We start from the raw sequence: 23,292 nt of genomic DNA on the forward strand, positions 1-23,292 counted from the left end.
TCACGCGCGGGCAACGCACGAGATCAAACGGCATTAGCCGGCCAGATACGCATCCTTCAAACGCACGTAGTGATCGGCCGAGTAATGCAACTGCTCGATCTGCTTGTCGCTCAGCACACGCACGCGTTGCGCCGGATTACCCAGCCACAGCTCGCGCTCGCCCACCACCTTGCCCGGTGCCACCAGGCTTCCCGCGCCCACAAAGCCGTACTTCTTCACTACCGCGCCATCGAGCACGGTGGCGTGCATGCCGATCAAGCAATAATCCTCGATGGTGCACGCATGAATCACCGCGGCATGGCCGATGGTGACGCCTTCGCCGATAAGGGTAGGAAAACCGCCGGGTGAATACGGGCCGTCGTGCGTCACGTGCACGATGGCGCCATCCTGAATATTGCTGCGCGCGCCGACGCGGATGTAATGCACGTCACCGCGCAACACCGCGCCCGGCCAGATCGACACATCATCACCAAGCACCACGTCACCAATGACCGTGGCTGCCGGATCGACATACGCGCGAGCGCCGAGCGTGGGCATCACGCCCTTGAAGGATCGTAGAGGACTCATGCGGTTCATTTTAGCCGCTAAAGGCGGCCTCAAGGCATTGATGGCGCGGAACCACGCTGCGCCTCAAGCACCCGCAAGGTTTCCTCGTAACCGGCGTCAATGGCAAGCTGCCAGCCGCGCCAGTCGAGCATGCCCACATGTTCCAGCGGCGGTGTGATGAGCAGATGGGCGCGGGCGCGGCAATGCTCGCTGGTTTCCTCGCTGTTGACCATGGCCGCGCGGGTGAGGGTGGATACCAGGCCGGGCCAGCCGGTGCCGCGCCGCTGGCGCATCCATAGACGCCACCAGGGCGGCGTGGCGAACTCTTCGGTCTGCGCGCGCAGCTCGATGTCCGCGCGAATGCTTACGGCGGTGATATGCGCGACACCGTCGTCGGCCATGACATCCGTCGGCAGATTGTCGACCAATGCGCCATCCACATACACCTGCCCATGATGCAGTACCGGTGGAAGGATGCCGGGAATCGAACTGGTCGCGCGCAGCCACAACCACAACGGGCCGTGACGATGCACCACCCTGCCTTGTCCAGAAAGGTTGGTGGACACGCAGAAGAACGGCCGCTCCAGATCCTCCATGTCGATCGCACCAAACGCGCGTCGCAGCATGATCGCCGCGCGTCGCCCGCGCGTGAGCGCCACCAGTGGAACCGTCCAGTCCGACAGCGGCTTGCCGCGCACGAACGCTTCGTAATACACGCGCATCATTTCGTCGACGCTCCACATATTGGCAACGCCTGCGCCGATGATGGCGCCGATGCTGGTGCCGCCAATCGCATCGAAATCGTGGCCGGCTTCGCGCAACGCACGCAGTGCGCCCAAATGCGCCAAGCCGCGCGCGCCGCCGCCGGCCAGCACCAGGCCGCGCGCGTGTCCGCTGATCAGTCGCGCGATGCGCGGTATGTCGTTTTCGCCGCAAATATGATGGTGATGCAGTTCGCCGCTGAATTGCGCGCGCCAGCGTCGTGCAGCACCCGGCAACACGCGGTGCGCGGGATGCAGCAACAACAAATGGCGCGGGCGGTGCCGCACCCGCGCCGGATGCCCCGGCGCGGCTTCCGGCCACAGCTTGGCCGGCTGCGCGGCCAGCGCCGGCAGTAGCAGCACATCGGCCTGGCGCAGGCAACGCATGCGCCAGGGCGCGCTGCCGGTGCTATCGAGATAAATCACGTAGCGCACCTGCGCCTCGCGTTCGGCAAACCAGTCGCTGCCGCGATTGGCGCCGTGCTCGGCATCGATCACCTGGCAGCTTCCGTACGCTTCCAGCGCCTGTGCAAGCTGCATGGCCAGGCCGCGCACCGGCACCTGCTCGTCGACCGGCAGAATGGCGAAGGTGCGCGGCTCGTCCGGCGGCTCCACATTTCGTTCGCGCCGTATCAGCCGGTCCACCGCCTGGCGGGCCATGCCGAGCATGGCGCGGGGATGGTGCTCGATCAGCAGTTCGAAATGATGCCGATCCAGCCGCAGCAATTCACAATCGCGCAGCGCACGCACGTTGTAACGTAGGGGCTCGCTAGCCAGCAGGCTGATTTCGCCCAGGCAATCGTCGGCCGCCACCTGGCGGATCAGGTGGGTAGGGCCGTCGAACACGCCCACGCTGCCGCTGCGCAGCAGATAAAGCGCCTCGGCGACCTCGCCGGCCTTGAACAGGTACTGGCCGCCCGGCAGACACATCCAGCGCAGGTAACCGGCCAGCGTCACCCGCTGCGCATCGGTCAGATGCGCGAAAAGCGGAAGGCGACCGATCAGGGCGGGAATGTCGGCAGGTAGCATGCGCGCGATGGTACGACGAGCACGATGACGCGACATGCGTTCCTGCTTGATTTTGGGTTATGCCACCAGCACGCTTGGAACGAGAAGGAGTAAACCATGGACCCTAACAACCCCCTGCTGGCCGATACCGCATTGCCGGCCTTTTCCAAGATCACGCCCGATGACGTCCTGCCCGCCGTCGATGCACTGTTGGTCGAAGGCCGTGCCGGTATTGCCGCGCTCACCGCGCAGGGCGCAGCGCGTGACTTCAAGGCGGTGATGCTGCCGCAAGAACGGTTCGAGCAACGCATTGCGCATGCCTGGGCACCTGTTTCGCATCTGCACTCGGTGGCCGATAGCGAAGCGCTGCGCAACGTGTACGGGCCGGCCGAAGAAAAACTGACCGACTACTCGATCGAAATCGGCCAGAACCGTGATCTGTACGCGGCGGTGCAGGCGGTGGCCGATGCAGCCGATTTCGCCACGCTTTCGCCCGCGCAACGTGCGTTGGTGGAGCATGCGCTGCGCGATTTCAAACTCTCCGGGGTGGCGTTGGAGGAACCGGCGCGCTCGCGCTTTCGCGACATCGGCGTGGAGCTCTCCAAGCTGTCTACCGAATTCTCCAATGCCGTACTCGATGCCACGGATGCCTGGCATCAGCACGTCACGGACGAACGCGACCTGGCCGGCATGCCCGAATCGGGTCGCGCGGTACTCCGTCAATACGCCAAGGAGCAGGGGCTGGACGGTTATCTGGTCACGCTCAAGCAACCGAGCGTGCAGGCGGTCATGACCTACGCCGACAACCGCGGCCTGCGCGAGCGTGTGTACTGGGCTTATCAGACGCGCGCGTCCGATCAAGGCCCGCACGCCGGCAAGTACGACAACACGGCGCGCATCGAACGCATCATGGCACTACGCCATGAAGCGGCACAGCTGCTTGGTTTCGCCAATGCGGCGCACGAATCCCTCGCCACCAAGATGGCCCAGGCGCCCGACGAGGTGCTGAGGTTCCTGCGCGATCTGGCCGCGCGCGCCAGGCCGGTCGCGCAACAAGAACTTACCACCTTGCGCGATTTCGCTGCCGAAGAACTCAAGCTTGACAACCTCGAAGCCTGGGATGTCGCTTACGCCTCCGAAAAACTGCGGCAAAAGCAGTACGCGCTGGATGAAGAACAGCTCAAGCCGTATTTCCCCTTGCCCGCCGTGATCGATGGACTGTTTGGCCTGGTGCACCGGCTCTACGGTATCCGCCTGGCAGCGCGCGATGGCGTGGATACCTGGCACCCGGACGTGCGCTATTACGACGTCGTCGATGCCCAGGGGCATATCTTCGCTGGCGCCTATGTCGACCTTTATGCACGCAGCGGCAAACGCGGTGGCGCGTGGATGGATGTATGCCGCGCCCGTTTCGACGACGGCATGCATCTGCAATTGCCGGTGGCGTTCCTTACCTGCAACTTCGCCCCGCCGACGGAAGACCGCCCGGCCCTGCTCACGCACGATGACGTGCTCACGCTATTTCATGAGTTCGGCCACGGCTTTCACCACTTACTGACCGAAGTGCCTTTGCCTTCCGTTGGCGGCATCGACGGCGTGGAGTGGGACGCGGTGGAACTGCCCAGCCAGTTCATGGAGAACTTCGGCTGGAATCGCGAAGCGCTCGATCTTTTTGCCAAGCATTGGGAAACCGGCGAGCGCCTGCCTGATGAACTGTTTGAACGCATGCTGGCGGCGCGGCATTTCCATGCCGGCCTGTTCCTGGTGCGCCAGCTTGAATTCGCCTTGTTCGATTTCCTGCTGCATCTGGAATACGACCCGGCCAAAGGCGCACGCACCCTCGACGTGCTCGAGCAAGCACGTCACGAGGTGGCGGTGCTGCATCCGCCGGCCTGGCAGCGTTTTCCGCATGCTTTCAGCCACATCTTTGCCGGCGGCTACGCAGCGGGCTACTACAGCTACCTGTGGGCGGAGCTATTGAGCGCGGACGCGTTCGGCGCCTTCGAAGAACGCGCGCAAAGCGGCCAAAGCGTGATCGACCCTGCCATGGGCGAACGCTTCCGTCGCGAAATCCTCGCCGTGGGCGCCAGCCGCCCGGCGCTGGAAAGCTTCATCGCCTTCCGCGGCCGCAAGCCGGAGCCGGAGGCGTTACTGCGCAGCCACGGGCTGGTGGCCTGACCTCGCCGCAACCACGCCCTTCCCCGCGCGCAGGGGAGGGCCGGGGTGGGGTCAAGCACCCTCGCGGCACGTTTCAACCGTGCCGCATCATCAAGGTCCAGGCTCGCCCTTCCTGCGCAAACAGGTTCACAATCAGCCCCACGCCGCCCTGCCACTATCGGTGGCGCCAAGACGTTATCGACCTAGCACTGTGGACTTGAGGAGTCTGCGATGAACGCGATCACGCAACTGCCCGCTGAGTGGCATAACTGGATCCGTGAAAACCTCGCGCGTGGTTGCGCTCCGCAATCGCTGATCGATGACATGGTGCGCAACCACTTCGATCCCGTGTTCGCCCGCGCTGCGGTCAACAACGTGATAAGCGGGCCCTTCGTTGCACCGGCTGCACCCGCGCAAGCCAAGCCCGCCAGCGGATACACCTATGAAACGCCACGCCTGCACGCCGGCAATCTGATCCGTACCGCCGATCGCGACGTGCATGTCGTCACGCGCGTGAATCGACCCATGATCGCCGTGCTGGATGGCGTACTCAGCGCGGAGGAGTGCGATGAACTCGTACGCCGTTCCTCCGACAAGATGCGCCGCTCCACCACCGTCGATCCACTTACCGGCAAGCACGAAGTCATCGCCGATCGCAGCAGCGAAGGCACCTTCTTTCAACTCAACGCCGATCCCTTCATTGCGCGCCTGGACCGGCGCATCTCCGAAGTGATGAACTGGCCCGTGGAAAACGGCGAAGGCCTGCAGATCCTGCACTACGGCACCGGCGGCGAATACAAACCGCACTTCGATTACTTTCCGCCCGAAGATCCCGGCAGCCAGGTGCAAATGACCATCGGCGGCCAACGCGTCTCCACCATGGTGATGTACTTGAACGACGTGGAAGAAGGGGGCACCACCATCTTCCCCGAAATCGGCCTGGAAGTCGTACCGAAAAAAGGTTCAGCCGTCTATTTCGAATACACCAACAGCCATGGCCAGCTCGACAAACTCACCTTGCACGGCGGCTCGCCGGTGAAGCGCGGCGAGAAGTGGATCGTTACCAAATGGATGCGCCAGCGCCGGTATGGAGAGTCGGCGCCCTGAACGGCGGGCTTGTCGATCAGCAAGACAGGACCAGCGATGTGCTCAGTAACGCACACCGCTGGTCGATAGCCTGACCAAGCGCTCAGTACTGCGCGTTGTCCGCTTGAAGATGGTAGTGCGTAGCCACGTCCACTTCGTTCTTCGATCCTAGAAATACTGGCACACGCTGGTGTAGGCCTGCAGGCTGCAGATCGAGAATGCGTTCGCGCCCCGTCGTGGCCGCACCGCCGGCCTGCTCGACGATCCATGCCATCGGGTTGGCTTCGTACATCAGGCGCAATTTGCCGCCTTTGCTCTTGATCTTGGCATCCAGCGGATAAAAGAACACGCCGCCGCGGGTGATGATGCGGTGGACGTCGGCGACCATCGAAGCGACCCAGCGCATGTTGAAATCTTTGCCGCGCGGACCGTCTTTGCCGGCGAGCAGTTCGCCGATGTAGCGCTGCATGGGTGCTTCCCAGTGGCGCTGGTTGGACATGTTGATGGCGAATTCGGCGGTCTCTTCCGGAATGCGGATGCCGCGACGGCTGAGCGTGAAGCTGCCGACTTCGCGGTCCAGCGTGAACTCATGCGTGCCATAGCCGAAGGTGAGCACCAGCACGGTAGCCGGGCCGTACACCACATAACCGGCGGCAAGCTGCGTGGCGCCCGGTTGCAGGAAGTGTTCGGCTTTCGGTTCGCTGATGCCATCCGGGCAGCGCAGCACGGAGAAGATGGTGCCGACGGAAATGTTCACATCGATATTGGAGCTGCCATCCAGCGGATCGAACAGCAGCAGGTGATTGCCCTTCGGATACATGTCGGGAATCGGCTGCGGGTCTTCCATTTCCTCCGACGCACACGCGGCCAGCTGACCGCCCCAGGCGTTGGCTTCGAGCAGGATTTCGTTGGAAATCACATCCAGCTTTTTCTGTGCTTCGCCCTGGATGTTGCCGGTGCCCGCTTCGCCCAATACGCCGCCGATGGCGCCCTTGTTGGTCGCCACCGCGATGCGTTTGCAGGCGCGGGCAACCACTTCGATCAGCAGCGTGAGTTCGGCATTGATGTGACCGGCGCGGCGCTCTTCGATCAGGAACTGGATCAGCGAAATGGGCTTCATGACGGGCCTGCTGTTAAACGGGCCGCCATTGTCCCGGGTCAGCCGTACATAAGCCAGTCACGCGCCTGAACCGTTTCATAGCCTCGCCAGAGAGCTGCTGACAACACGCTGGCAGCAGCACTGGCGCAAGCTCTCAGCGTCGAAAAGGAGGAGCGATCATGCGCGATACGGTTTATGTGCAAGTGTTCGATGGGTTTGCGGACTGGCAGGTGGGCCTGGCCCTGGCCGAAATTCGCCGCCCGGGGGAGTGGGAAATCCTTAGCGCCGGTTTCACGCGCGAGCCAGTGATGGCGATGAGCGGGTTGCGGGTAGCGCCTGATGTCAGTATCGATGAGCTCGATCTGGATGCCGCCGCGCTGCTGATCGTGCCGGGCGGGCATGTGTGGCTGTCCAGGCAGATCGAACGTATGGCGACATTGGCGCGCAGCGTATACGACGCAGGCGCCCCCGTCGCTGCCATCGATGAGGGTGTGTTGGCGTTGGCCAGGGCAGGCTTGCTCGACCGTCGTCGTCACACCGGTAATTGGCCGGGGCAGATCGGTCGCGACGTGCCGGACTATGCAGGGCACGATCAATACGACGCCAATGTGCTGGCGGTGAGCGATGAGGGCGTGATCACCGCAAGCCATCTGGGCAGCATCGAATTGGCGCGCGAAATCATCCACACGCTGGGTCTGTACAACGCCAGCGATCGCCAACATTGGTACAGCCTGTTCAAGCATGCGGTACCACCGCCGTGGTTGCGTGGTGAAACGGCCGCTGCGGCGTACGCCGCCTGAGCATGAGGTGATGACGTCATGAGCAATTTCATCGATCGCGTTTTAATGGCCTATCGGCCGATGTATCTGCGGGGTCTGCTGATGGACGGTCAATACCGCTTGCCCATAACGGAAGCGAAAAAACCGGAGAAGGGCAACCGCGTCGTGCAACTGACACCTGCGTTCGATCCGGAACGCAAACGCGTGCTCGTCCTGCCTGCCGCGGCATCGGCCACGCTCTGCACACGCGTAAACGATGAGCCATCCAGTGGCTTTAGCGGCGCATAACTCCATCCACAAGGACTTGATCATGAAAAAAACCTATCACGGCAGTTGCCATTGCGGAGACGTCGCGTTCCAGGCGGATATCGATCTCTCGCAAGGCACGGGGCGCTGCAATTGTTCGATCTGCACCAAGGCGCGCCAATGGGGTGTCGTGGTGAAACCCGATGCCTTCCAGCTGATCAGCGGCGAAGACAAACTTTCCGATTACCAGTTCGGTACGCGCAGCATGCATCATTTGTTCTGTCAGCGTTGCGGTACCAGGCCTTTCGGCAAAGGTCATCTGGATGTGCTCGGGGGTGATTTTTACTTCGTCAATGTGTTTTGCCTCGACGATGTGGACCCCAATGAGTTGATTGAAGCGCCAGTGCATTTTTCCGATGGGCGTAACGACAATTGGCAGGCCGCGCCGGCCGAGACTCGACATTTGTAATGATCCGCGTGGTTTACAACGGTCATGGCGGGGCTGGCCCCTCACCCCGGCCCTCTCCCCGCAGGGGAGAGAGGGCAAAGGCGCGCTGGCACAACGGTGTTTCATGGTCTGCGACCGGCTTCCATGACTTCGGTCGCTGGTCGAGCGCGACAAGCTGGGCGATGATGCACGGATGCGTCGAGCCGATCGCCTGTTCCTCATCATCAACGCCCTGCGCGGTCGACGTACCGCGCTGCAGGCGCGTCAGCTCGCGGAAACCCTGGGGGTATCGCTGCGCACGGTCTACCGTGACGTGGCGGACCTCCAGCTCTCGGGCGTACCCATCGAAGGCGAAGCCGGCGTGGGTTACGTGCTGCGCAAGGGCTCGGACATTCCGCCGCTGATGTTCACCGCCGACGAGCTCGAATCACTGGTGGTCGGCACGCGCTTCGTACGCGCGTTTGCCGGCGAAAAACTGGCGGCCGGCGCGCAGGCCGCGCTGCTGAAAATCGAAGCGGTGCTGCCGCCGGAATTGCGTGAGCGCTCCTCACGCACGCGGATCTATGCGCCGATCTGGCGTGATGCAGAATCCACGGCTTTCGCCGCACGCATCGATCAATTGCATGCGGCTATCGAAGCGCAGCACGTGCTCACGTTGTCTTACCGCGACGAAGTGGGGCGCGAAAGCGAGCGTGAGGTGGAGCCGTTGTGCCTGGCGTTCTGGGGCGGCAAGTGGACCCTGGGTACGTGGTGCCGCTTGCGGAAGGATTTTCGCAATTTCCGGCCGGATCGGATCGAGCGGATGGAGCCTAGCGGGGAAGTGTTTGTCAGCGCGCCGGATCGCGATCTGGCCTCCTATCTGCAGGCGATGCGCGGCTATTACTCGGGGCTTGAGTAGCTTCGGTGGCGACGCCGTAAGCCCCGTTTACGCTACCCTGCGCCAACCAGCTACCGCAGGAGTCACCCATGTCCTCAGGCGTGCGTCACCCGCTGTTGTCGATTGCACCGGCCAAGCTGCGTCCCACCCAGATGACGGTGGGCAAAGCGGAAGTTGCAGAAAAACGCGCTCAATGGGAAAAGCTCGGTAAGAAAAAGCGCAAGCAGCTGCTCGCCGCGCACTGGTTTCCCGGCGTACTGGGGCCCAAGCACGAGGTCTACATCGTCGATCATCATCACCTTGGCCTGGCGCTGCTCGAAGAACGCGTCAAGGATGTGCCGGTGATGATCCAGCGCGATTTTTCCTGGCTGGAGCCGGATGTGTTCTGGCGCACCATGGAGTTCAATCGCTGGGCGCATCCTTATAACGAACACGGTCAGCGGCAGGACTACCAGGCCATTCCACGCAACCTGGATGGCCTGGCTGACGATCCTTACCGGACGCTTGCCGCGCGCGTGCGCATGGCCGGTGGTTATTCCAAGGATGCGACGCCCTACTCGGAATTTCTGTGGGCGGAGTTCTATCGCCGCCGCGCCAAACTCAAAGGCGGCCGTGTGAGCGCGAAGACGCTGCAAGAGGCGCTGCTATTGGCCCATTCACATGAGACGGCCTATCTGCCCGGTTGGACTGGACAGATCGAATGAACGAGACGGCCCCTACATCGGCACGTATCGCCGATGTGCTGGCGGGCCTGGCGCTCGCGGGCTTGCTGGTGCCCGAGGCGGTTGCGTACTCGGGCATTGCGGGCATGCCTCCGCAAGCGGGTGTGGTGGCGCTCTTCATCGGCCTGATCTGCTACGGCCTCCTGGGCACGAGTCGCTTCGCGGTGGTGTCGTCCACCTCGTCGTCTGCCGCGGTGCTGGCGGCAGGCACCGTATTGCTGGCGGGGGCGGCGACCGATCGTGTGGCGGTGGCCGCTATGCTGGTGTTGTTCGGTGGCGTGTGCTTTCTGGTGGCGGGTGTGGCACGGCTGGGCGGCCTTTCGCATCTCATCGCGCGCCCGGTGTTGCGTGGGTACACCTTCGGGCTGGCGATCGTGATTGCGCTCAAGCAACTTCCGCATCTTGGCGGATGGCCGGATCTGCATGGCGATTTCGTGCCGCTGCTGGTGGTGGATCTGGTGCGAACGTCAGCGCAGGTGAACGTGGTGACGCTCGGCGCGGGTGTCGTCGCGTTGGCGTTGTTATTCGCCTGCGAGCGCGTGCGCCGCCTGCCGGGCAGTTTGCTGGTGATCGCACTTGGCGTAGCCGCGTCCAGTGCGCTGGCGGCGCGCGGTGTGCCGCTGACGGGTGTCATCCATCTGCAGATGAGCATCGGCATACCGACGTGGCCGCGCAGCGGCCAATGGTTGTCGAGCGTGGAACTGGCGGCGGCGTTGCTGCTGATTCTGTATGCGGAGTCGTACAGCTCGATCCGCGGCTTTGCGCTGAAACACAACGATGCCGTGACGCCCAATCGCGATCTGCTGGTACTGGGTCTGGCGAACGTGCTCAGCGGTGCGTGCCAGGGCATGCCGGTGGGGGCCGGCTATTCCGCGACCTCGGCCAATGAAGCGGCGGGCGCACAATCGCGCCTGGCGGGCCTGGTTGCAGCGTTCACGGTGTTGCTGATGGTGTGGCTGCTGCTGCGCTGGATCGAGCGCATTCCGCTGACCGTGCTCGCTGCCATCGTGATTCATGCGGTAAGCAAATCGTGGCGCCTTAGCGTGTTTCGGCCCTATTTGCAGTGGAAGCGCGACCGCCTGCTGGCGCTCGCTGCCGTCATCGCGGTGTTGTCGCTGGGCATTCTCAACGGCTTGCTCTGCGCCATTGTCTTGAGCCTGATGCTGTTGCTGCGCCAGCTCGCTTCGGCACGTCTGAGCGTGCTCGGTCGGCTCGCCAATGGCCATGATTTCGTGGACATCGCCCAACATCCCGCCGCGGTGGAGGCATCGGGCATGCTGATCCTTCGTCCGGAAGAGCCATTGTTTTTCGCCAATGCCGAAGCGGTGATGACGCTGGCGCGTAAAGAGGTCGAACAGCGCAATGGTTTGAAGCAGGTGATCCTGAGCCTGGAAGCATCACCGGATCTGGATAGCACCGCGCTCGAATCGCTGGGTGACTTTTCCGCGTGGCTGCAGGCGCGCGGCGTGGGCTTGCGCGTGGCGCGCCTGAAAGATGAAACGCGCGATCTGTTGCTGCGCGCCGCCCTGCCCCAGCTTTCGTCACAGGCGCTCAACAACTGGAGCGTGGAAGATGCCGTGATGGCATCCAGGGGCACACCGCCCATAACGGGGAACACGACGCAGTGAAACACGCAACACATCTGGGGTGCATGGTGGCGGCCCTGCTGCTGACCATGCCGGTCTTCGCACAAAACGCCGACGCACGCTTCAAGCAGATCTACCAACAAGAATGGGCGTGGCGCACCGGGCAATCGGGCATCAGCGCGTCGGGCGAAGCGCAGCCGAACAATGGACGGCTGGACGATGTCGATGCGAAAAGTCAGCAGGAGCGGCTGGCCTACTGGCAAGCGGTGATGAGCCGGCTGGACACGATCGATCCGAAAGAGCTCTCGGCTGCGCAGCAGGTGAATGACGCGATCTATCGCGAGCAGATCCGCAATTTCATCGCCGACCAGCAGTTCAAGCAATGGCAGATGCCGTTCAACAGCGACTCGGCTTTCTGGAGCGAGCTGGCCGACGATCTGGACGGCGATACCCTGCGCACCGAAACCGATTACCGTCATTATGTGGATCGTCTCGGACAGGTGCCCGCGTATTTCGATCAGCAGATCGCCAATATGCGCGCGGGCCTGCAACGGGGTTTCAGCGTGCCGCGCGACGTATTGAAGGGGCGCGACGTTTCCATTGCCGCGGTGGCCGATGCGAAGGACCCCACGCGGACCTCGTTCTACGCACCGTTGCAGCACATGCCCGCGACGATCCCGCTCGCCACGGCGGCAGCCATCCAGGCTGATGCGCGGGAAAAAATCAGCCGCGAGGTGATTCCTGCGTACGCCAAGCTGTTGACCTTTTTCCGCAATGAATACGTGCCGCACGCGCGCACCACGCTGGCGGCCGAAGCGCTGCCCGACGGCAAGAACTATTACCGCCAGCAGATCCGCGAATACACCACGCTCGATCTTGATCCAGACACCATCCACCAGCTTGGTTTGCAGCAAGTGGCGAAGATCCATGCCCAGATGCTCGATGTCATGCATCAGACGGGCTTCAAGGGTAGCTTTGCCGATTTTCTGCATTTCCTGCGCACCGACCCGCAGTTCTACGCCAAGACTCCGCAGGAGCTGCTCGATAAAACCGCCTGGGTAGCCAAGGAAGTGGACGGCCAGCTCGCGCGCTTCTTTGGCCACTTGCCGCGCAAGCGTTTCACCATCGAGCCGGTGCCGGCGGATATCGCGCCGTACTACACCTCCGGCCGCGGCGGTCCGGACGTCTATTTGGTGAATACCTTTGATTTGCCGTCGCGCCCGCTCTTCAACATGCCGGCGCTGACCCTGCATGAATCCTATCCAGGACACGCGCTGCAATTGGAACTGGCCGAAGAACAGCATAACCAGCCGGCGTTCCGCCGCAACAGCTACATCTCCGCATACGGTGAAGGCTGGGCGCTGTATTCGGAATACCTGGGCAACGAAATGGGCATCTATCAGACGCCCTATCAGCGCTTCGGGTTTTTGACGTACCAGATGTGGCGCGCCTGTCGCCTGGTGGTCGACACCGGCATCCATCATCTGGGCTGGACCCGCCAGCAGGCAATCGATTACATGACCGAGAACACCGCGCTGTCGGACCGTGAAATCGCCAATGAGGTGGATCGTTACATCAGCTGGCCGGGGCAGGCGCTGTCCTACGAGCTGGGCTATTTGAAGATCGTCGAGCTACGCCAGAAAGCCCAGCAAGCGCTCGGGCCGAAGTTTGATTTACGGGCCTTCCATGACACCGTGCTGGCGATCGGTTCGGTGCCATTGCCGGTGCTGGCGCAGCGGATCGATCGATTTATTGCCGAAGGCGGCCCGGAGCCGGATTACGGGCCCGGAAGCGCCGCGCCATAACGCTTAGCCCGTCGCCTGTTGAACGCCGGGGCGCCGGGGAATGGGCGATTGGCAAAAACTTCACCTATGAAGTAATATACCCATGAACTTTATTGGGAGAGTCAGCCATGACAGCCCATGCCCTGCACCGGCCAGCACCCGCCGACGCGCTGAGCGGCCCCGCCCTGCGCGCGTTCTTCAACCTGGCCGAACGCTGGGGTTTGCGCATCGCCGAACAGCGCACATTGCTCGGCGATCCGCCGGAATCCACGTTCTACAAATGGAAGCGCCATCAGGACGGTGCACTGGGGCGCGATACGCTGGAGCGCATCAGTTATCTGCTTGGCATCTACAAGGCGTTGCAGATTCTGTTCCCGAACCCCGACCAGGCCGACGCGTGGTTGCACAAACCCAATCAGTCGCCGCTGTTCGGCGGCCAATCGGCGCTGGATCGCATGCTGTCGGGCAACGTGAGCGATCTGTACGTCGTACGGCAATATCTGGACGCACAGCGCGGTTGGAACTGACGCGCCTGTCGCAGTCGGCGAGAGCCTGCTCCTGCATCATTCATGTCGAACACGGAAGAAGAATGCAGCGGTGATGTGCCGCCGACTACGCCATGCCTATCGACACGCCTCCTCTTCGACGCATCCGCTGGACCCATGCTTATCGCATCGTACCGAGTCGCTTTCCGCCGGCCGGTCTGTTCGATCGCATTGCCGACCCGGCCGATCTGGACGCGATATTCGCGATCGAAGCACTGACCAATCCGCGTCTGCGCGAAGAAGCCGATGCGTTGCATCGGGTCCCGAACGACCGTCGCATCAGCGGCCCCGGCTCCACGCCGGTGATGGCGGCCTTCACGCATCTCAATCCGGAAGGCAGCCGCTTTTCCGACGGCACCTGGGGCGTGTTTTACGCGGCGCGCCATGTAATCACGGCGGTGGAAGAAACCGTGTATCACCGCCAGCGTTTTCTTGCGGCAACCTCCGAGCCGGCGTGCGATGTGGAAATGCGCTGCTATCGCACCAGCGTCGACTGCAAATTGCACGATATCCGTGGCGGCTGGGCCCACGCGCACGATCCGGACAGCTATAGCGACAGCGTCAAACTCGCTCGCACGCTGCGCGAGGAAGGCTCCAGCGGCATCGTCTATGACAGCGTGCGCCATCGCGGTGGCGAATGCCTGGCCGCGTTTTATCCGGATGTCGTTGCGCCCTGCGTGCAGGCGCAACATCTGATTTATCGCTGGGACGGGCAGCGCATCGCGCAGGTGCTGGAAGTCAGTGAGTTGAAGCGACACTGATGCACCCGTGACACGCACGCGGGGATTATGATCGTCGCCTGCCGCAACGACCGCCACGGAGCGTCATGAAAATCCTTTTATCGCTGCTGCTTGCCCTCACTGCATGGGTTGCATATGCGGGTGAGTCGCCCCATTCGTACTGGGAACCGGCCATCGCCGCGTTCGAGGCCGCCGATCGCACCAATCCGCCGCCGCCGCACGCGGTGCTGTTCATTGGCAGTTCGTCGATTGAGCATTGGAAATCGGTGGCGGCGGATTTCCCGGACGTGCAGGTGATCAATCGCGGTTTTGGTGGTTCGGTGCTGAGCGATTCCACCTATTTCGCCGATCGCATCATCAAGCCGTACCATCCGCGCGCCATTGTTTTGTATGCCGGCGACAACGACATTTACGACGGCCACTCGGCGCAGCAGCTGCGCGATGATTTCGCGGCGTTCGTGCACAAGGTGCGCACGTTCGATCCCGGTGTGGCGATCGCCTTCGTTTCGATCAAGCCCAGTATGGCGCGCAAAAACCTGTTGCCGCAGATCAGGCAGGCGAACGAACGCGTGCGTGCCTATGCCGCCACGCAAACGAATGTGACCTACATCGACGTGTTCACGCCGATGCTCGGGGCCGATGGCCAGCCGCAGTGGAAGTGGTTCGTCGCGGACGGGCTGCACATGAATCGCACCGGTTACGCGCTATGGATCAACCTGCTCAAACCATGGGTGGATACGCACGGGCGACGCGTGCCACGCTGAACTATCAAAAAGACACTCATGAAGCCAGGTGCCCAGCATTTGCGTGACCTCGCACGACTGCGCCGTGTTCGCGACCGCATCGATCGCGAGTACGCGCAGCCGCTGGACGTCGAAGCCCTTGCGCGTGGCGTGAACATGTCGGCGGGACACCTCAGCCGCCAGTTCCGGCTCGCCTATGGCGAATCGCCCTACGCCTACCTGATGACCCGGCGCATCGAGCGCGCGATGGCCTTGCTGCGCTGTGGTGAACTCAGCGTCACCGACGTGTGTTTCACGGTCGGCTGCGCGTCGCTGGGTACCTTCACCACGCGTTTCACCGAACTGGTAGGCATGTCGCCGGGCGTCTATCGGCGCACGGAAGCGCTTGCGGCCGAGGGCATCCCATCGTGTGTCGCCAAGCAGATCACCCGACCGATCAGGAATCGAGAAGCGCCGGCCGACGAGCCGCAACTAGACTGATCGAACACTCTCAACGGGACTGTTCCATGGACATCAGCATTCACTCCACTTTTCTGCCGCACACCGACCCGGATGCAGCCCTCGCCTTCTATCGCGAGATTCTCGGGTTCGAGGTTCGCAACGACGTGGCGTATGGCGGCATGCGCTGGATTACGGTCGGCCCTGCCAACCAGCCTGGCATGTCCATCGTGCTGCATCCGCCGGGCGTCAATCCCGGCCTCACCGATGACGAGCGCCGCACCATCGCCGAAATGATGGCCAAGGGCACCTACGCCATGATCATCCTGGCCACCAAGGATCTTGACGGTACGTTCGAACGCATTCAGGCCAGCGGCGCGGAAGTGGTGCAGGAACCGACCATGCAGCCGTATGGCATTCGCGATTGCGCGTTTCGCGATCCCGCCGGCAACCACATCCGCATCAACGAAGTGAGTTGATGCGGTCGATGGCGATCCCGCGGATCAGGTGTCCGCGTTGGTCGCAAACCCTTCGCGCGTGCCGCGATGGAACACGCGATCGCTGTCCAGCACGTCGGCGGCCGCATGCCCGGTCGATGGCTTGAGCCTGGCGTAGATCGGCGTGAAATCCGGACGCGTGGCGTCGAAGAGCTGTTCGAAGCTGTCGATCACGAAATACGTCTGCTGGTAGGTATCGATGCGATAGCGCGTGTCCATCACGCGCTCCAGGCCAAAGCCGATGCGGTTGGGCGCGGCTGAATCCAGGCAATAGATGGATTCGCCCTTGGAGCTGACAATGCCCGCGCCATAGATGCGCATGCCTTCACTGGTATGGATCAGGCCGAATTCCACCGTGTACCAGTACAGGCGCGTGAGGTTCATCAGCGCGTCGGGGCCGATGCCGAAGGCCTTCATGCCGCCGCGGCCGTAGGCTTGCATGTAGTCGGCGAAGATCGGATTGAGCAGCAGCGGCACATGGCCAAACAGGTCGTGGAACAGGTCCGGCTCGCTGAGGTAATCGAGTTGTTCCGGCTTGCGGATCCACCAGCTCACCGGAAAGCGGCGATGGGCCAGGTGATCGAAGAACACCTCGTCGGGCAGCAGGCCTTCCACCGCTACCAGTTCCCAGCCGGTGGTCTTGCCCAACACCTTGTTCAGGTCGGCAAATTTCGGGATGCCGCCATCGCCCAGGCCGAAACGCTCCACGCCTTCGAGGAATTCCCGGCAGGCACGACCAGGCAGCAGTTCGCGCTGGCGCTTGTAGAGGGTGTCCCATACCTCGTGGTCGGTGCGGCTGTAGTCCGTCCATGGCTGCTCCACTACGCCAGTGGCGTAGACCGGCACATAGCCACGGTCGGTCTGCTGGTGTTCGACGCGGCGGGGGGTCGTTTCCATGGGGGCTCCGTGGTGTGTAAGGACAAACACCTACTTGGTGTAAGCAAAATCATAGACTCGCCAAGGCACAAAATGATTGCTTTATTGTTGACTTTGGGGTCATAACTGCAATATTTGGTCGTATATAGGCTCATCTCGTGGTAAATCGTGCAATGACCGAGCTCGATCGCACCGACCTTCGCATCCTTGCTGTCCTACAAGCCGAAGGGCGGATCACCAATACCGAACTGGCCGAACGGGTGAACCTGTCCCCTTCCGCCTGCCTGCGCCGGCTGCAGCGGCTGGAGAGCGAGGGCGTGCTTGCCGGCTACAGCGCGCAGGTGGACCCGGAGGCGGTGGGCCTCGGACTGCAGGCGTTCGTGCGTGTGCAGCTGACCCGGCACGAGAGCGATGTGATCGAGCGTTTCGTGGAACGGGTGAACGGCTGGGACGAGGTGGTCGCCTGCTATGCCCTCACCGGCGACATGGACTACCTGATGCATGTCTACGTGGCCGACCTGCAGCATTTTTCGCGCTTCCTGCTGGACCGACTGCTGAACGCCTCGGGCGTGGCCGACGTCAACTCCAGCTTCGTGCTGCGCACGGTAAAACGTTCCGCCGCCCTGCCGCTCAGCCAACTCGAACGATGACACCAACGACTGCCGACACACGGTCATTAACGTTAAACTAATGGGCTGATGAGTATCGACGCCGTTTCCACCCCTGAACGTAATGCACCGCGCCCACTGCGCTATCTGTGGCGCGTGCCGCTGCTGTTGGTGCACGTGGTGCTGGGCATCCTGCTGTGCGGATGCATCCTCACCTGGAACCGCAAAGCGGTGATGAAGGACGGCCGTGAGCCGTTCACCCATCGCATGATCCGCCTGTGGTCCACCGGGCTGATGCGCATTTTCGGGCTGCGCTCCGTGCGTGTCGGACAGCCCTTGCAGGATGCGGTGCTGTTCGTGGCCAATCACACCTCCTGGATCGACATCGAACTGCTGCACAGCCAGCGCGCTGCCTGCTTCGTGGCCAAGGCGGAGATTGCCAGCTGGCCGCTGGTCGGTTGGCTGGCGGCGAGCGGCGGCACGATCTTTCACCGGCGCGGCAGCAACCATTCGCTCGCCGCGGTGATGCAGGTGATGGTCGATCGCATGCGCAGCGGTCGCTCGGTGGCGGTATTTCCCGAAGGCGGCACCGGCCACAACGGTGTGCTGAAAGTGTTTCATGCGCGCATCTTCCAGGCCGCGCTCGATGCCCAGGTGCCGGTGCAGCCAGTGGCCTTGCGCTTTGTTCGCGATGGCCGCAGGCAGATCGACGCCGGCTTCCGCGAGAACGAAAGCTTCATGCAGAACGTCCTGCGCATGCTCGGTGGTCCGGCCATGGATGCCGAGGTGCATTTCCTGGAACCGGTAGCGGCCAGCCCCGAGGGCCGGCGCCGCATGGCCGATCTATCGCGCGAACGCATCGCCGCCGCGCTCGAGGATCGTCCAGCATGACCTTGCCGCAAGGACGCGACTTTCATCCGCCCTGGCCGCTGACCAGCGGGCACATTCAAACCATGCTGTCCTCCAGTGGCGTGCGGCGCCAGTTCTTGCCGCGGCGTGCCTATCGCGTGCTGGACAGTGCGCAGACGGTCATGGTGGATGGTGGCGAAGGCATTCGCCTCAGCGGTTCGTTCACCGCGCAAAACGTGCAGCCTGCCGCGCGCGGCCTGGCGGTCTTGTTCCACGGGTGGGAAGGCAGCGTCGATTCCACCTACGTGCTGCAAACCGGCAGCCGTCTGCTCGAAGACGGATGGGACATTTTCCGCCTCAACTTTCGCGATCACGGTGAAAGCTACGGGCTCAACGAATCGCTGTTCCACTCCTGCCGGATTGATGAAGTGGTGCATGCGCTGGGCGACATCGCACGGCGTTGGCCTTCGCCTACCATGGCGCTGGCGGGATTTTCGTTGGGCGGCAATTTCGCCTTGCGCGCAGCGATGCAGGCGCCGACGCATGGCATTCCGTTGAAGTATGTGCTGGCGGTATGCCCGATCATCGATCCCAGCGAAGGCCTTTTTTCGCTGGAAGAATCCGCGCCTTGGTTTTACCAGGCGTACTTCATGAACAAGTGGCGGCGTTCCTTGCGCGCCAAGCAGAAAGCGTTCCCGGAAATCCAGTATTTCGAGCTGCAGGAGCTCAAGCAGAATCTGCGCGGCCTGACCGAAGCGCTGGTCCTGCGCCATACCGATTTCGGCTCGCTGGAAGCGTATTTGGACGGCTATTCCGTAGCGGGCAATGCGCTGCACGCCATGCAGATTCCAGCCACCATTCTCACCGCACGCGATGATCCGGTGATTCCGGTCACCGCGTTTGAAAGGCTTCAAGTACCCAGCAATGTGGAGCTGGATATCGCTACCTACGGCGGCCACTGCGGCTTCATCCGCGGCTGGGACATGACCAGCTTCTGCGACGAATACATCGCGGCACGCTTCAATGCGATCGCTGCAGGGAAGTCTCCGTATCCCTAGGGCGTGACTTTGTGCACGGTGACTTCCTGCAGTCGGAGCGCGTAGCAGCGTGGGCATAAGCTCCGCGCGCATCTCCAACACTGCCGCCGGGAGTCGTCATGAAACGTCGCACCGCCATTTTGCCCGTCTTGTTGTCACTGACCATGTCCGCGACATGCCTCGCTGCCAATCCACCACAGGATGGCGATGTGGTGAAAGCGGGTGGTCACCCAGGCTGCGAACATGTCGACGCAAAAGCGTGTGTCGAGCAGGCCGTCGCGGCTATGGGCGGCAGGTCACGGCTCGAAGGCATCCACGGCCTTTACTACGACGCCGTCGGACATGCCGTGCTGGCGGAGCAGTCGTATCGGCAGCAGCCCTTCATCACCTCCTACGAACGTGACAAGGTCACCATCGATTTCGACAAGCAGCGATCGGTGAGTGACGAGCAGCTCACCTGGCCGGAATCCGATCCGCATACCGAGAGCGTCGAACTCACCCTGATCGCGACGCCTCAGGGTGCCGTATTTCATGGCAAGCACGGCGATATACCGGTTTCGCTGGCCGATCGGGATGCGACCGGCGACATGCTGGCGCTAGGACCGGAGCGTTTGCTGCTCAACGCGGCGGCGGCCGGCGACCTGCATTACGCCCCATCGCAATGGCTGCGCGCCACGCCGCACAGCGTGGTTGAGTTCACCTGGCAGGGCACGCCCGTGCGCGTGCTGCTCAATGCCTACAATCATCTGCCGGATGCGCTGGAGCGCACGAGTGTCTTCAATGACTTCTGGTTCGCCTGGGGCGACGTCGAGCAACGCATCTATTTCGACAACTGGCATCTGGTGCAGGGCGTGCTCTTTCCCACCAACCGCATCGACCAGCGCAATGGGCTGTGGTTTGCCTCTACCCAATTACTCAATCCCGTATTCAATGTCGGCGTGGACGACAAGGCGTTCACGATGGATCCCGCCGTGGTTGCCAAGAGTGCGCAGGCCAAGGGTTGGAACCGCGTGTTCAGCGACCGGCAGCGCGTGCAGCTGGCGCCGGGCATCGAGCTCTATCAGAACGCGTGGAACACCACGCTGATCAAGCAGGACGATGGCGTGCTGGTGCTGGAGGCGCCGATCTCGCCCGGTTACGTGAAAGGCATCCTCGCCAAGGTGCACAGCGAATATCCGGGCGTACCGGTCAAAGCCGTGCTCAGTACCTCCGATTCGTGGCCGCATATCGCCGGCGTCAGGCAGGCCGTCGCCGAGGGCGTGCCGGTCTATGTGCTCGATCTCAATCGACCGCTGCTCGATCGCCTGGTGCATGCGCCGCACAGCCTGCAACCGGACGATCTACAAATTCATCCCATGCCGGCGCATTGGATGACTGTGGGTGATCGCCTGGTGCTGGGCCAAGGTGCCAATCAAGTAGTGCTCTATCCCTTGCGTGGCGCTTCGACCGAACGCCAGTACATGGTGTACTTCCCACAGCAAAAACTGCTGTACGCCAGCGATACGCTGGCGCTGAACCCCGATCACACCCTGTACGACCCGGAACTGATGTACGAAGTGGCGCAAGCCGTGGCGCGCGAACATCTTCAGGTGGATACGGTTTATGCCATGCACGAAGGGCCCACGCCATGGACCACGGTCCAGCAACAGCTTGCCAAGGCGGTGTCGATGGCCAGTCCCAAAGCCGCAGGCTGACGATGGAACATCTGTCACGATCGGATCATTGCCCGCACGTTACAGTCGTGCAGGACAGGCGCCGACTTGCGTCGACGCAGCCCTGCCCCAAACTGTGAGGCTTTCATGGCATCACGGAGATCTCCATGCAGCTACGCAGCGACAACTTCCAGCACGGCACACCCATTCCTCCAGACCTCGCGTTCGGCAAGCCGGGTCATCCGGTGGCGCTGTCGGAAAACCTAAGTCCGCATCTGGCATGGAAGGGGGCGCCGGACGGCACGCGGTCGTTCGTGCTCACCTGCATCGACACCGATGTGCCCAGCAAGCCCGACGACGTCAACAAGGAAGGCCGCCTGGTGCCCGCCGATTTGCCACGCGTGGAATTCGTGCATTGGCTGATGGCGAACATTCCCTCCGAGTGCGGTGAACTGGCCGAAGGCGCGTGCAGCGAAGAGATCACGCCGCGAGGAAAAAAGCAGCCCTACGGACCGCCCGGTAGCGTGCAAGGTGTCAACTCCTACACCGATTGGTTCAGTGGCGACGTGCAGATGGATGGCACCTACCTGGGTTATGACGGTCCGTGTCCGCCGTGGAACGATTCGCTGGTGCATCACTACCATTTCCGCGTCTACGCGCTGGATGCGCCACGCTTGCCGCTGGATCAGGGTTTTTCGCTGGAAGAACTGCGCGCCGCGATGGCCGGGCACGTGCTTGCGCAGGCGGAGCTCACCGGCACATACAGTCTCAACCCCAGCGTGCCGGCCTGAGACCGAACGGTTCCCTCCCCTGCGTGCAGAGGAGGGCTAGGGTGGGGTGACGCGAGCTGCGCTCGCGTTTGCTCCCAGTTCGGTAAAGTGATTGAACATTAGGGAGTCATCACGCGAGGTTGCTTCACCCCACCCCAGCCCTCCCCTACTGCACGTAGGGGAGGAGGCGAAACCTCTAGATCGAAATTCAAGGCAAATCCAGCCTTCTGCACCGAACGCACAGCAGCAATCTTCACGCCAACACAGCACGCTCTATGGCACATGGAATCAAGGGCTGCGACAGGATGCCCGTCGATTCCCGAGGAGCGCCGCCATGCTGCACTACGCCCTGGTCTTCCTGGTCATCGCCGTCATCGCCGCCCTGCTCGGTTTTACCGGCGTTGCCGGTACCGCCGCGTGGATTGCGAAAGTGTTGTTCGTGCTGTTTCTGATCCTTGCCGTGATCGCGTTTTTCCGGCGGACTGGCTGAATGGCACGACTCTTTCGTTCAGCCAGTGACACGGCAAACCGCTAGAGTGAACCTCTCAAGCCAATGGAGAACGTCATGAACAAAGAAGTCCAGGCGCACGACAACAACCTGCACGAGAACCGCGTGCATGAGCGCATCGACCAAGGTGCCGAACGCATCAAGCAGGCAACCTCTGACGCCGTGGCCAGCAGCAAGGACAAATTCGATCGCGCGGCCGACCGCGTCGAAGAGCGCGTGCACAGCGCCACCGACAAGGCCGCGCACGCCGCCAATCGTGCCAGCGACAAAGTCAACGAAGCCGCCGAGCGCAGCCGTGCCGCGTACGACCAGGCGCGGGATCGCGCCGACGAATGGCTGGAGGAAGTGCGCGAATATGTGCGTGAAAAACCCGTCCAGGCAGTGGCCATTGCGCTCGGCGCCGGATGGCTGCTTGGTCGTATCCTTCGTCGCTGAGTTTGAGCATAGGCACGGAGGCGGGCAATGCACGATTCCGTGCACGAAAACGAACCATCGGCAGAGCAGCCGGCGCCAACCGGTCAAGCGCCCACGAGCGGGCTGCTGGATGATCTGACGCGCCTGGCGCGCGCGGTGCGCGACCTGTTCGGTGCGCAGTTGCACCTGCTGGCCGCCGAGCTAGGGCTGGCGCGCAGCGCCGTTTCCTGGCTGCTGGCTGCCGCCCTGGCCGCCACCATCGCAGGCGTGGGTCTGGGTCTTACGCTGCTGGGCCTAATCGGTTTGCTGCTGGCCAAATGGCTCGGCTCCTGGATCCTCGCCTTCGTGGTGCTCGCGGTACTGGAAGTCGTATGGCTGCTGGGAGCGATCGTGTTGTTCCGTCGCTGCATGCATTGGATGAGCTTGCCGGGTACGCGCCAGGAGTGGCGTGCGATCATGCAGGACACGTTGCACCGCGCCGAGCACGACATCCACACAGACGAGGGGGAAGTCTGA

26 protein-coding genes are annotated in these 23,292 nt (G+C 62.5%); 22 read left to right on the forward strand and 4 right to left on the reverse strand.

Annotated elements, in window-relative coordinates; translation table 11 throughout:
- Nucleotides 1-33: 33 nt before the first annotated feature.
- Nucleotides 34-567 (reverse strand): gamma carbonic anhydrase family protein, encoded by a 534-nt coding sequence (locus tag DWU98_RS10435; protein ID WP_115495618.1) that lies wholly within the window; start codon nt 565-567, stop codon nt 34-36.
- Between the two features lie 29 nt (nt 568-596).
- Complete coding sequence (locus tag DWU98_RS10440; RefSeq protein ID WP_230474793.1) at nt 597-2,372, reverse strand: patatin-like phospholipase family protein; 1,776 nt, start codon at nt 2,370-2,372, stop codon at nt 597-599.
- A 60-nt stretch (nt 2,373-2,432) separates the two neighbouring features.
- Here DWU98_RS10440 and DWU98_RS10445 point away from each other — a divergent pair, with 60 nt between their 5' ends.
- Nucleotides 2,433-4,493: a M3 family metallopeptidase gene (locus DWU98_RS10445; protein ID WP_115495501.1), complete on the forward strand. Its 2,061-nt coding sequence runs from the start codon at nt 2,433-2,435 to the stop codon at nt 4,491-4,493.
- Nucleotides 4,494-4,703: 210 nt separating this feature from the next.
- Entirely contained in the window at nt 4,704-5,579 is an 876-nt protein-coding gene (locus tag DWU98_RS10450) for a 2OG-Fe(II) oxygenase (protein ID WP_115495502.1), read from the forward strand.
- Between the two features lie 82 nt (nt 5,580-5,661).
- Here the strand turns inward: DWU98_RS10450 and DWU98_RS10455 are convergent, their stop codons facing one another.
- Nucleotides 5,662-6,678, reverse strand: coding sequence for a class 1 fructose-bisphosphatase (locus DWU98_RS10455; RefSeq protein ID WP_115495503.1), 1,017 nt, complete (start codon nt 6,676-6,678; stop codon nt 5,662-5,664).
- A gap of 158 nt (nt 6,679-6,836) precedes the next feature.
- Here DWU98_RS10455 and DWU98_RS10460 point away from each other — a divergent pair, with 158 nt between their 5' ends.
- From DWU98_RS10460 to DWU98_RS10515, 12 genes are all read left to right on the forward strand, one after another.
- Nucleotides 6,837-7,457: a DJ-1/PfpI family protein gene (locus DWU98_RS10460; RefSeq protein WP_115495504.1), complete on the forward strand. Its 621-nt coding sequence runs from the start codon at nt 6,837-6,839 to the stop codon at nt 7,455-7,457.
- A gap of 18 nt (nt 7,458-7,475) precedes the next feature.
- On the forward strand, nt 7,476-7,724 hold the full coding sequence (locus tag DWU98_RS10465) for a hypothetical protein (RefSeq protein WP_115495505.1): 249 nt from the start codon (nt 7,476-7,478) through the stop codon (nt 7,722-7,724).
- A 22-nt stretch (nt 7,725-7,746) separates the two neighbouring features.
- Complete coding sequence (locus tag DWU98_RS10470) at nt 7,747-8,151, forward strand: GFA family protein (RefSeq protein ID WP_115495506.1); 405 nt, start codon at nt 7,747-7,749, stop codon at nt 8,149-8,151.
- Nucleotides 8,152-8,323: 172 nt separating this feature from the next.
- A complete protein-coding gene (locus DWU98_RS10475) occupies nt 8,324-9,028 on the forward strand; it encodes a helix-turn-helix transcriptional regulator (RefSeq protein WP_115495507.1) in 705 nt (234 codons plus the stop codon).
- Between the two features lie 68 nt (nt 9,029-9,096).
- Nucleotides 9,097-9,711, forward strand: coding sequence for a ParB-like protein (locus DWU98_RS10480; RefSeq protein ID WP_115495508.1), 615 nt, complete (start codon nt 9,097-9,099; stop codon nt 9,709-9,711).
- Nucleotides 9,708-11,357, forward strand: coding sequence for a SulP family inorganic anion transporter (locus DWU98_RS10485; protein WP_115495509.1), 1,650 nt, complete (start codon nt 9,708-9,710; stop codon nt 11,355-11,357). The genes DWU98_RS10480 and DWU98_RS10485 overlap by 4 nt, the downstream gene beginning before the upstream one ends.
- A gap of 23 nt (nt 11,358-11,380) precedes the next feature.
- Entirely contained in the window at nt 11,381-13,120 is a 1,740-nt protein-coding gene (locus DWU98_RS10490) for a DUF885 domain-containing protein (protein ID WP_115495510.1), read from the forward strand.
- A 107-nt stretch (nt 13,121-13,227) separates the two neighbouring features.
- A complete protein-coding gene (locus tag DWU98_RS10495) occupies nt 13,228-13,626 on the forward strand; it encodes an MbcA/ParS/Xre antitoxin family protein (RefSeq protein ID WP_115495511.1) in 399 nt (132 codons plus the stop codon).
- 92 nt (nt 13,627-13,718) lie between these two features.
- Nucleotides 13,719-14,405: an RES family NAD+ phosphorylase gene (locus DWU98_RS10500; protein WP_115495512.1), complete on the forward strand. Its 687-nt coding sequence runs from the start codon at nt 13,719-13,721 to the stop codon at nt 14,403-14,405.
- 65 nt (nt 14,406-14,470) lie between these two features.
- Nucleotides 14,471-15,148, forward strand: a complete 678-nt coding sequence (locus DWU98_RS10505) for an SGNH/GDSL hydrolase family protein (RefSeq protein WP_115495513.1) — start codon at nt 14,471-14,473, stop codon at nt 15,146-15,148.
- A gap of 18 nt (nt 15,149-15,166) precedes the next feature.
- Nucleotides 15,167-15,607 carry a helix-turn-helix transcriptional regulator gene (locus DWU98_RS10510; protein WP_115495514.1) on the forward strand — a complete coding sequence of 147 codons (441 nt, stop codon included), beginning with the start codon at nt 15,167-15,169 and terminating at the stop codon, nt 15,605-15,607.
- Between the two features lie 26 nt (nt 15,608-15,633).
- Complete coding sequence (locus DWU98_RS10515; protein WP_115495515.1) at nt 15,634-16,044, forward strand: VOC family protein; 411 nt, start codon at nt 15,634-15,636, stop codon at nt 16,042-16,044.
- Nucleotides 16,045-16,068: 24 nt separating this feature from the next.
- Here DWU98_RS10515 and phhA read toward each other — a convergent pair whose 3' ends face one another.
- On the reverse strand, nt 16,069-16,959 hold the full coding sequence (phhA, locus tag DWU98_RS10520) for a phenylalanine 4-monooxygenase (RefSeq protein ID WP_115495516.1): 891 nt from the start codon (nt 16,957-16,959) through the stop codon (nt 16,069-16,071).
- Nucleotides 16,960-17,111: 152 nt separating this feature from the next.
- On the opposite strand from phhA, the gene DWU98_RS10525 reads away from it, so the two are divergent.
- The 8 genes from DWU98_RS10525 to DWU98_RS10560 all read left to right on the forward strand — a co-directional run bounded on the left by DWU98_RS10525 (nt 17,112) and on the right by DWU98_RS10560 (nt 23,292).
- The gene (locus DWU98_RS10525; RefSeq protein WP_115495517.1) at nt 17,112-17,588 is read left to right on the forward strand and encodes an Lrp/AsnC family transcriptional regulator; all 477 of its coding nucleotides are present in this window, start codon (nt 17,112-17,114) and stop codon (nt 17,586-17,588) included.
- Nucleotides 17,589-17,636: 48 nt separating this feature from the next.
- Entirely contained in the window at nt 17,637-18,437 is an 801-nt protein-coding gene (locus DWU98_RS10530; protein WP_115495518.1) for a lysophospholipid acyltransferase family protein, read from the forward strand.
- Nucleotides 18,434-19,453, forward strand: coding sequence for a YheT family hydrolase (locus DWU98_RS10535; protein ID WP_115495519.1), 1,020 nt, complete (start codon nt 18,434-18,436; stop codon nt 19,451-19,453). The genes DWU98_RS10530 and DWU98_RS10535 overlap by 4 nt, the downstream gene beginning before the upstream one ends.
- Before the next feature lie 98 nt (nt 19,454-19,551).
- Nucleotides 19,552-21,126, forward strand: a complete 1,575-nt coding sequence (locus DWU98_RS10540) for an MBL fold metallo-hydrolase (RefSeq protein ID WP_115495520.1) — start codon at nt 19,552-19,554, stop codon at nt 21,124-21,126.
- A gap of 125 nt (nt 21,127-21,251) precedes the next feature.
- On the forward strand, nt 21,252-21,875 hold the full coding sequence (locus DWU98_RS10545; RefSeq protein WP_115495521.1) for a YbhB/YbcL family Raf kinase inhibitor-like protein: 624 nt from the start codon (nt 21,252-21,254) through the stop codon (nt 21,873-21,875).
- 313 nt (nt 21,876-22,188) lie between these two features.
- Complete coding sequence (locus DWU98_RS10550) at nt 22,189-22,344, forward strand: DUF1328 domain-containing protein (RefSeq protein WP_115495522.1); 156 nt, start codon at nt 22,189-22,191, stop codon at nt 22,342-22,344.
- A gap of 75 nt (nt 22,345-22,419) precedes the next feature.
- On the forward strand, nt 22,420-22,797 hold the full coding sequence (locus DWU98_RS10555) for an ElaB/YgaM/YqjD family protein (protein ID WP_115495619.1): 378 nt from the start codon (nt 22,420-22,422) through the stop codon (nt 22,795-22,797).
- Nucleotides 22,798-22,824: 27 nt separating this feature from the next.
- Entirely contained in the window at nt 22,825-23,292 is a 468-nt protein-coding gene (locus DWU98_RS10560; protein ID WP_230474794.1) for an ABC transporter ATP-binding protein, read from the forward strand.

Origin of the sequence: Dyella monticola (genome assembly GCF_003363155.1) — a bacterium.
Taxonomy (GTDB): Bacteria; Pseudomonadota; Gammaproteobacteria; order Xanthomonadales; family Rhodanobacteraceae; genus Dyella_B; species Dyella_B monticola.

Coding starts and splice junctions, on each gene's coding strand:
- DWU98_RS10560 (WP_230474794.1), top strand. CDS start 22,825: ATGCACGATTCCGTGCACGAAAACGAACCATCGGCAGAGCAGCCGGCG.
- DWU98_RS10490 (WP_115495510.1), top strand. CDS start 11,381: ATGGTGGCGGCCCTGCTGCTGACCATGCCGGTCTTCGCACAAAACGCC.
- DWU98_RS10470 (WP_115495506.1), top strand. CDS start 7,747: ATGAAAAAAACCTATCACGGCAGTTGCCATTGCGGAGACGTCGCGTTC.
- DWU98_RS10510 (WP_115495514.1), top strand. CDS start 15,167: ATGAAGCCAGGTGCCCAGCATTTGCGTGACCTCGCACGACTGCGCCGT.
- DWU98_RS10505 (WP_115495513.1), top strand. CDS start 14,471: ATGAAAATCCTTTTATCGCTGCTGCTTGCCCTCACTGCATGGGTTGCA.
- DWU98_RS10545 (WP_115495521.1), top strand. CDS start 21,252: ATGCAGCTACGCAGCGACAACTTCCAGCACGGCACACCCATTCCTCCA.
- DWU98_RS10535 (WP_115495519.1), top strand. CDS start 18,434: ATGACCTTGCCGCAAGGACGCGACTTTCATCCGCCCTGGCCGCTGACC.
- DWU98_RS10460 (WP_115495504.1), top strand. CDS start 6,837: ATGCGCGATACGGTTTATGTGCAAGTGTTCGATGGGTTTGCGGACTGG.
- DWU98_RS10540 (WP_115495520.1), top strand. CDS start 19,552: ATGAAACGTCGCACCGCCATTTTGCCCGTCTTGTTGTCACTGACCATG.
- DWU98_RS10435 (WP_115495618.1), bottom strand. CDS start 567: ATGAGTCCTCTACGATCCTTCAAGGGCGTGATGCCCACGCTCGGCGCT.
- DWU98_RS10500 (WP_115495512.1), top strand. CDS start 13,719: ATGCCTATCGACACGCCTCCTCTTCGACGCATCCGCTGGACCCATGCT.
- DWU98_RS10455 (WP_115495503.1), bottom strand. CDS start 6,678: ATGAAGCCCATTTCGCTGATCCAGTTCCTGATCGAAGAGCGCCGCGCC.
- DWU98_RS10550 (WP_115495522.1), top strand. CDS start 22,189: ATGCTGCACTACGCCCTGGTCTTCCTGGTCATCGCCGTCATCGCCGCC.
- DWU98_RS10555 (WP_115495619.1), top strand. CDS start 22,420: ATGAACAAAGAAGTCCAGGCGCACGACAACAACCTGCACGAGAACCGC.
- DWU98_RS10525 (WP_115495517.1), top strand. CDS start 17,112: ATGACCGAGCTCGATCGCACCGACCTTCGCATCCTTGCTGTCCTACAA.
- DWU98_RS10485 (WP_115495509.1), top strand. CDS start 9,708: ATGAACGAGACGGCCCCTACATCGGCACGTATCGCCGATGTGCTGGCG.
- DWU98_RS10450 (WP_115495502.1), top strand. CDS start 4,704: ATGAACGCGATCACGCAACTGCCCGCTGAGTGGCATAACTGGATCCGT.
- DWU98_RS10465 (WP_115495505.1), top strand. CDS start 7,476: ATGAGCAATTTCATCGATCGCGTTTTAATGGCCTATCGGCCGATGTAT.
- DWU98_RS10515 (WP_115495515.1), top strand. CDS start 15,634: ATGGACATCAGCATTCACTCCACTTTTCTGCCGCACACCGACCCGGAT.
- DWU98_RS10475 (WP_115495507.1), top strand. CDS start 8,324: ATGCGTCGAGCCGATCGCCTGTTCCTCATCATCAACGCCCTGCGCGGT.
- DWU98_RS10495 (WP_115495511.1), top strand. CDS start 13,228: ATGACAGCCCATGCCCTGCACCGGCCAGCACCCGCCGACGCGCTGAGC.
- DWU98_RS10440 (WP_230474793.1), bottom strand. CDS start 2,372: ATGTCGCGTCATCGTGCTCGTCGTACCATCGCGCGCATGCTACCTGCC.
- DWU98_RS10480 (WP_115495508.1), top strand. CDS start 9,097: ATGTCCTCAGGCGTGCGTCACCCGCTGTTGTCGATTGCACCGGCCAAG.
- DWU98_RS10530 (WP_115495518.1), top strand. CDS start 17,637: ATGAGTATCGACGCCGTTTCCACCCCTGAACGTAATGCACCGCGCCCA.
- DWU98_RS10445 (WP_115495501.1), top strand. CDS start 2,433: ATGGACCCTAACAACCCCCTGCTGGCCGATACCGCATTGCCGGCCTTT.
- phhA (WP_115495516.1), bottom strand. CDS start 16,959: ATGGAAACGACCCCCCGCCGCGTCGAACACCAGCAGACCGACCGTGGC.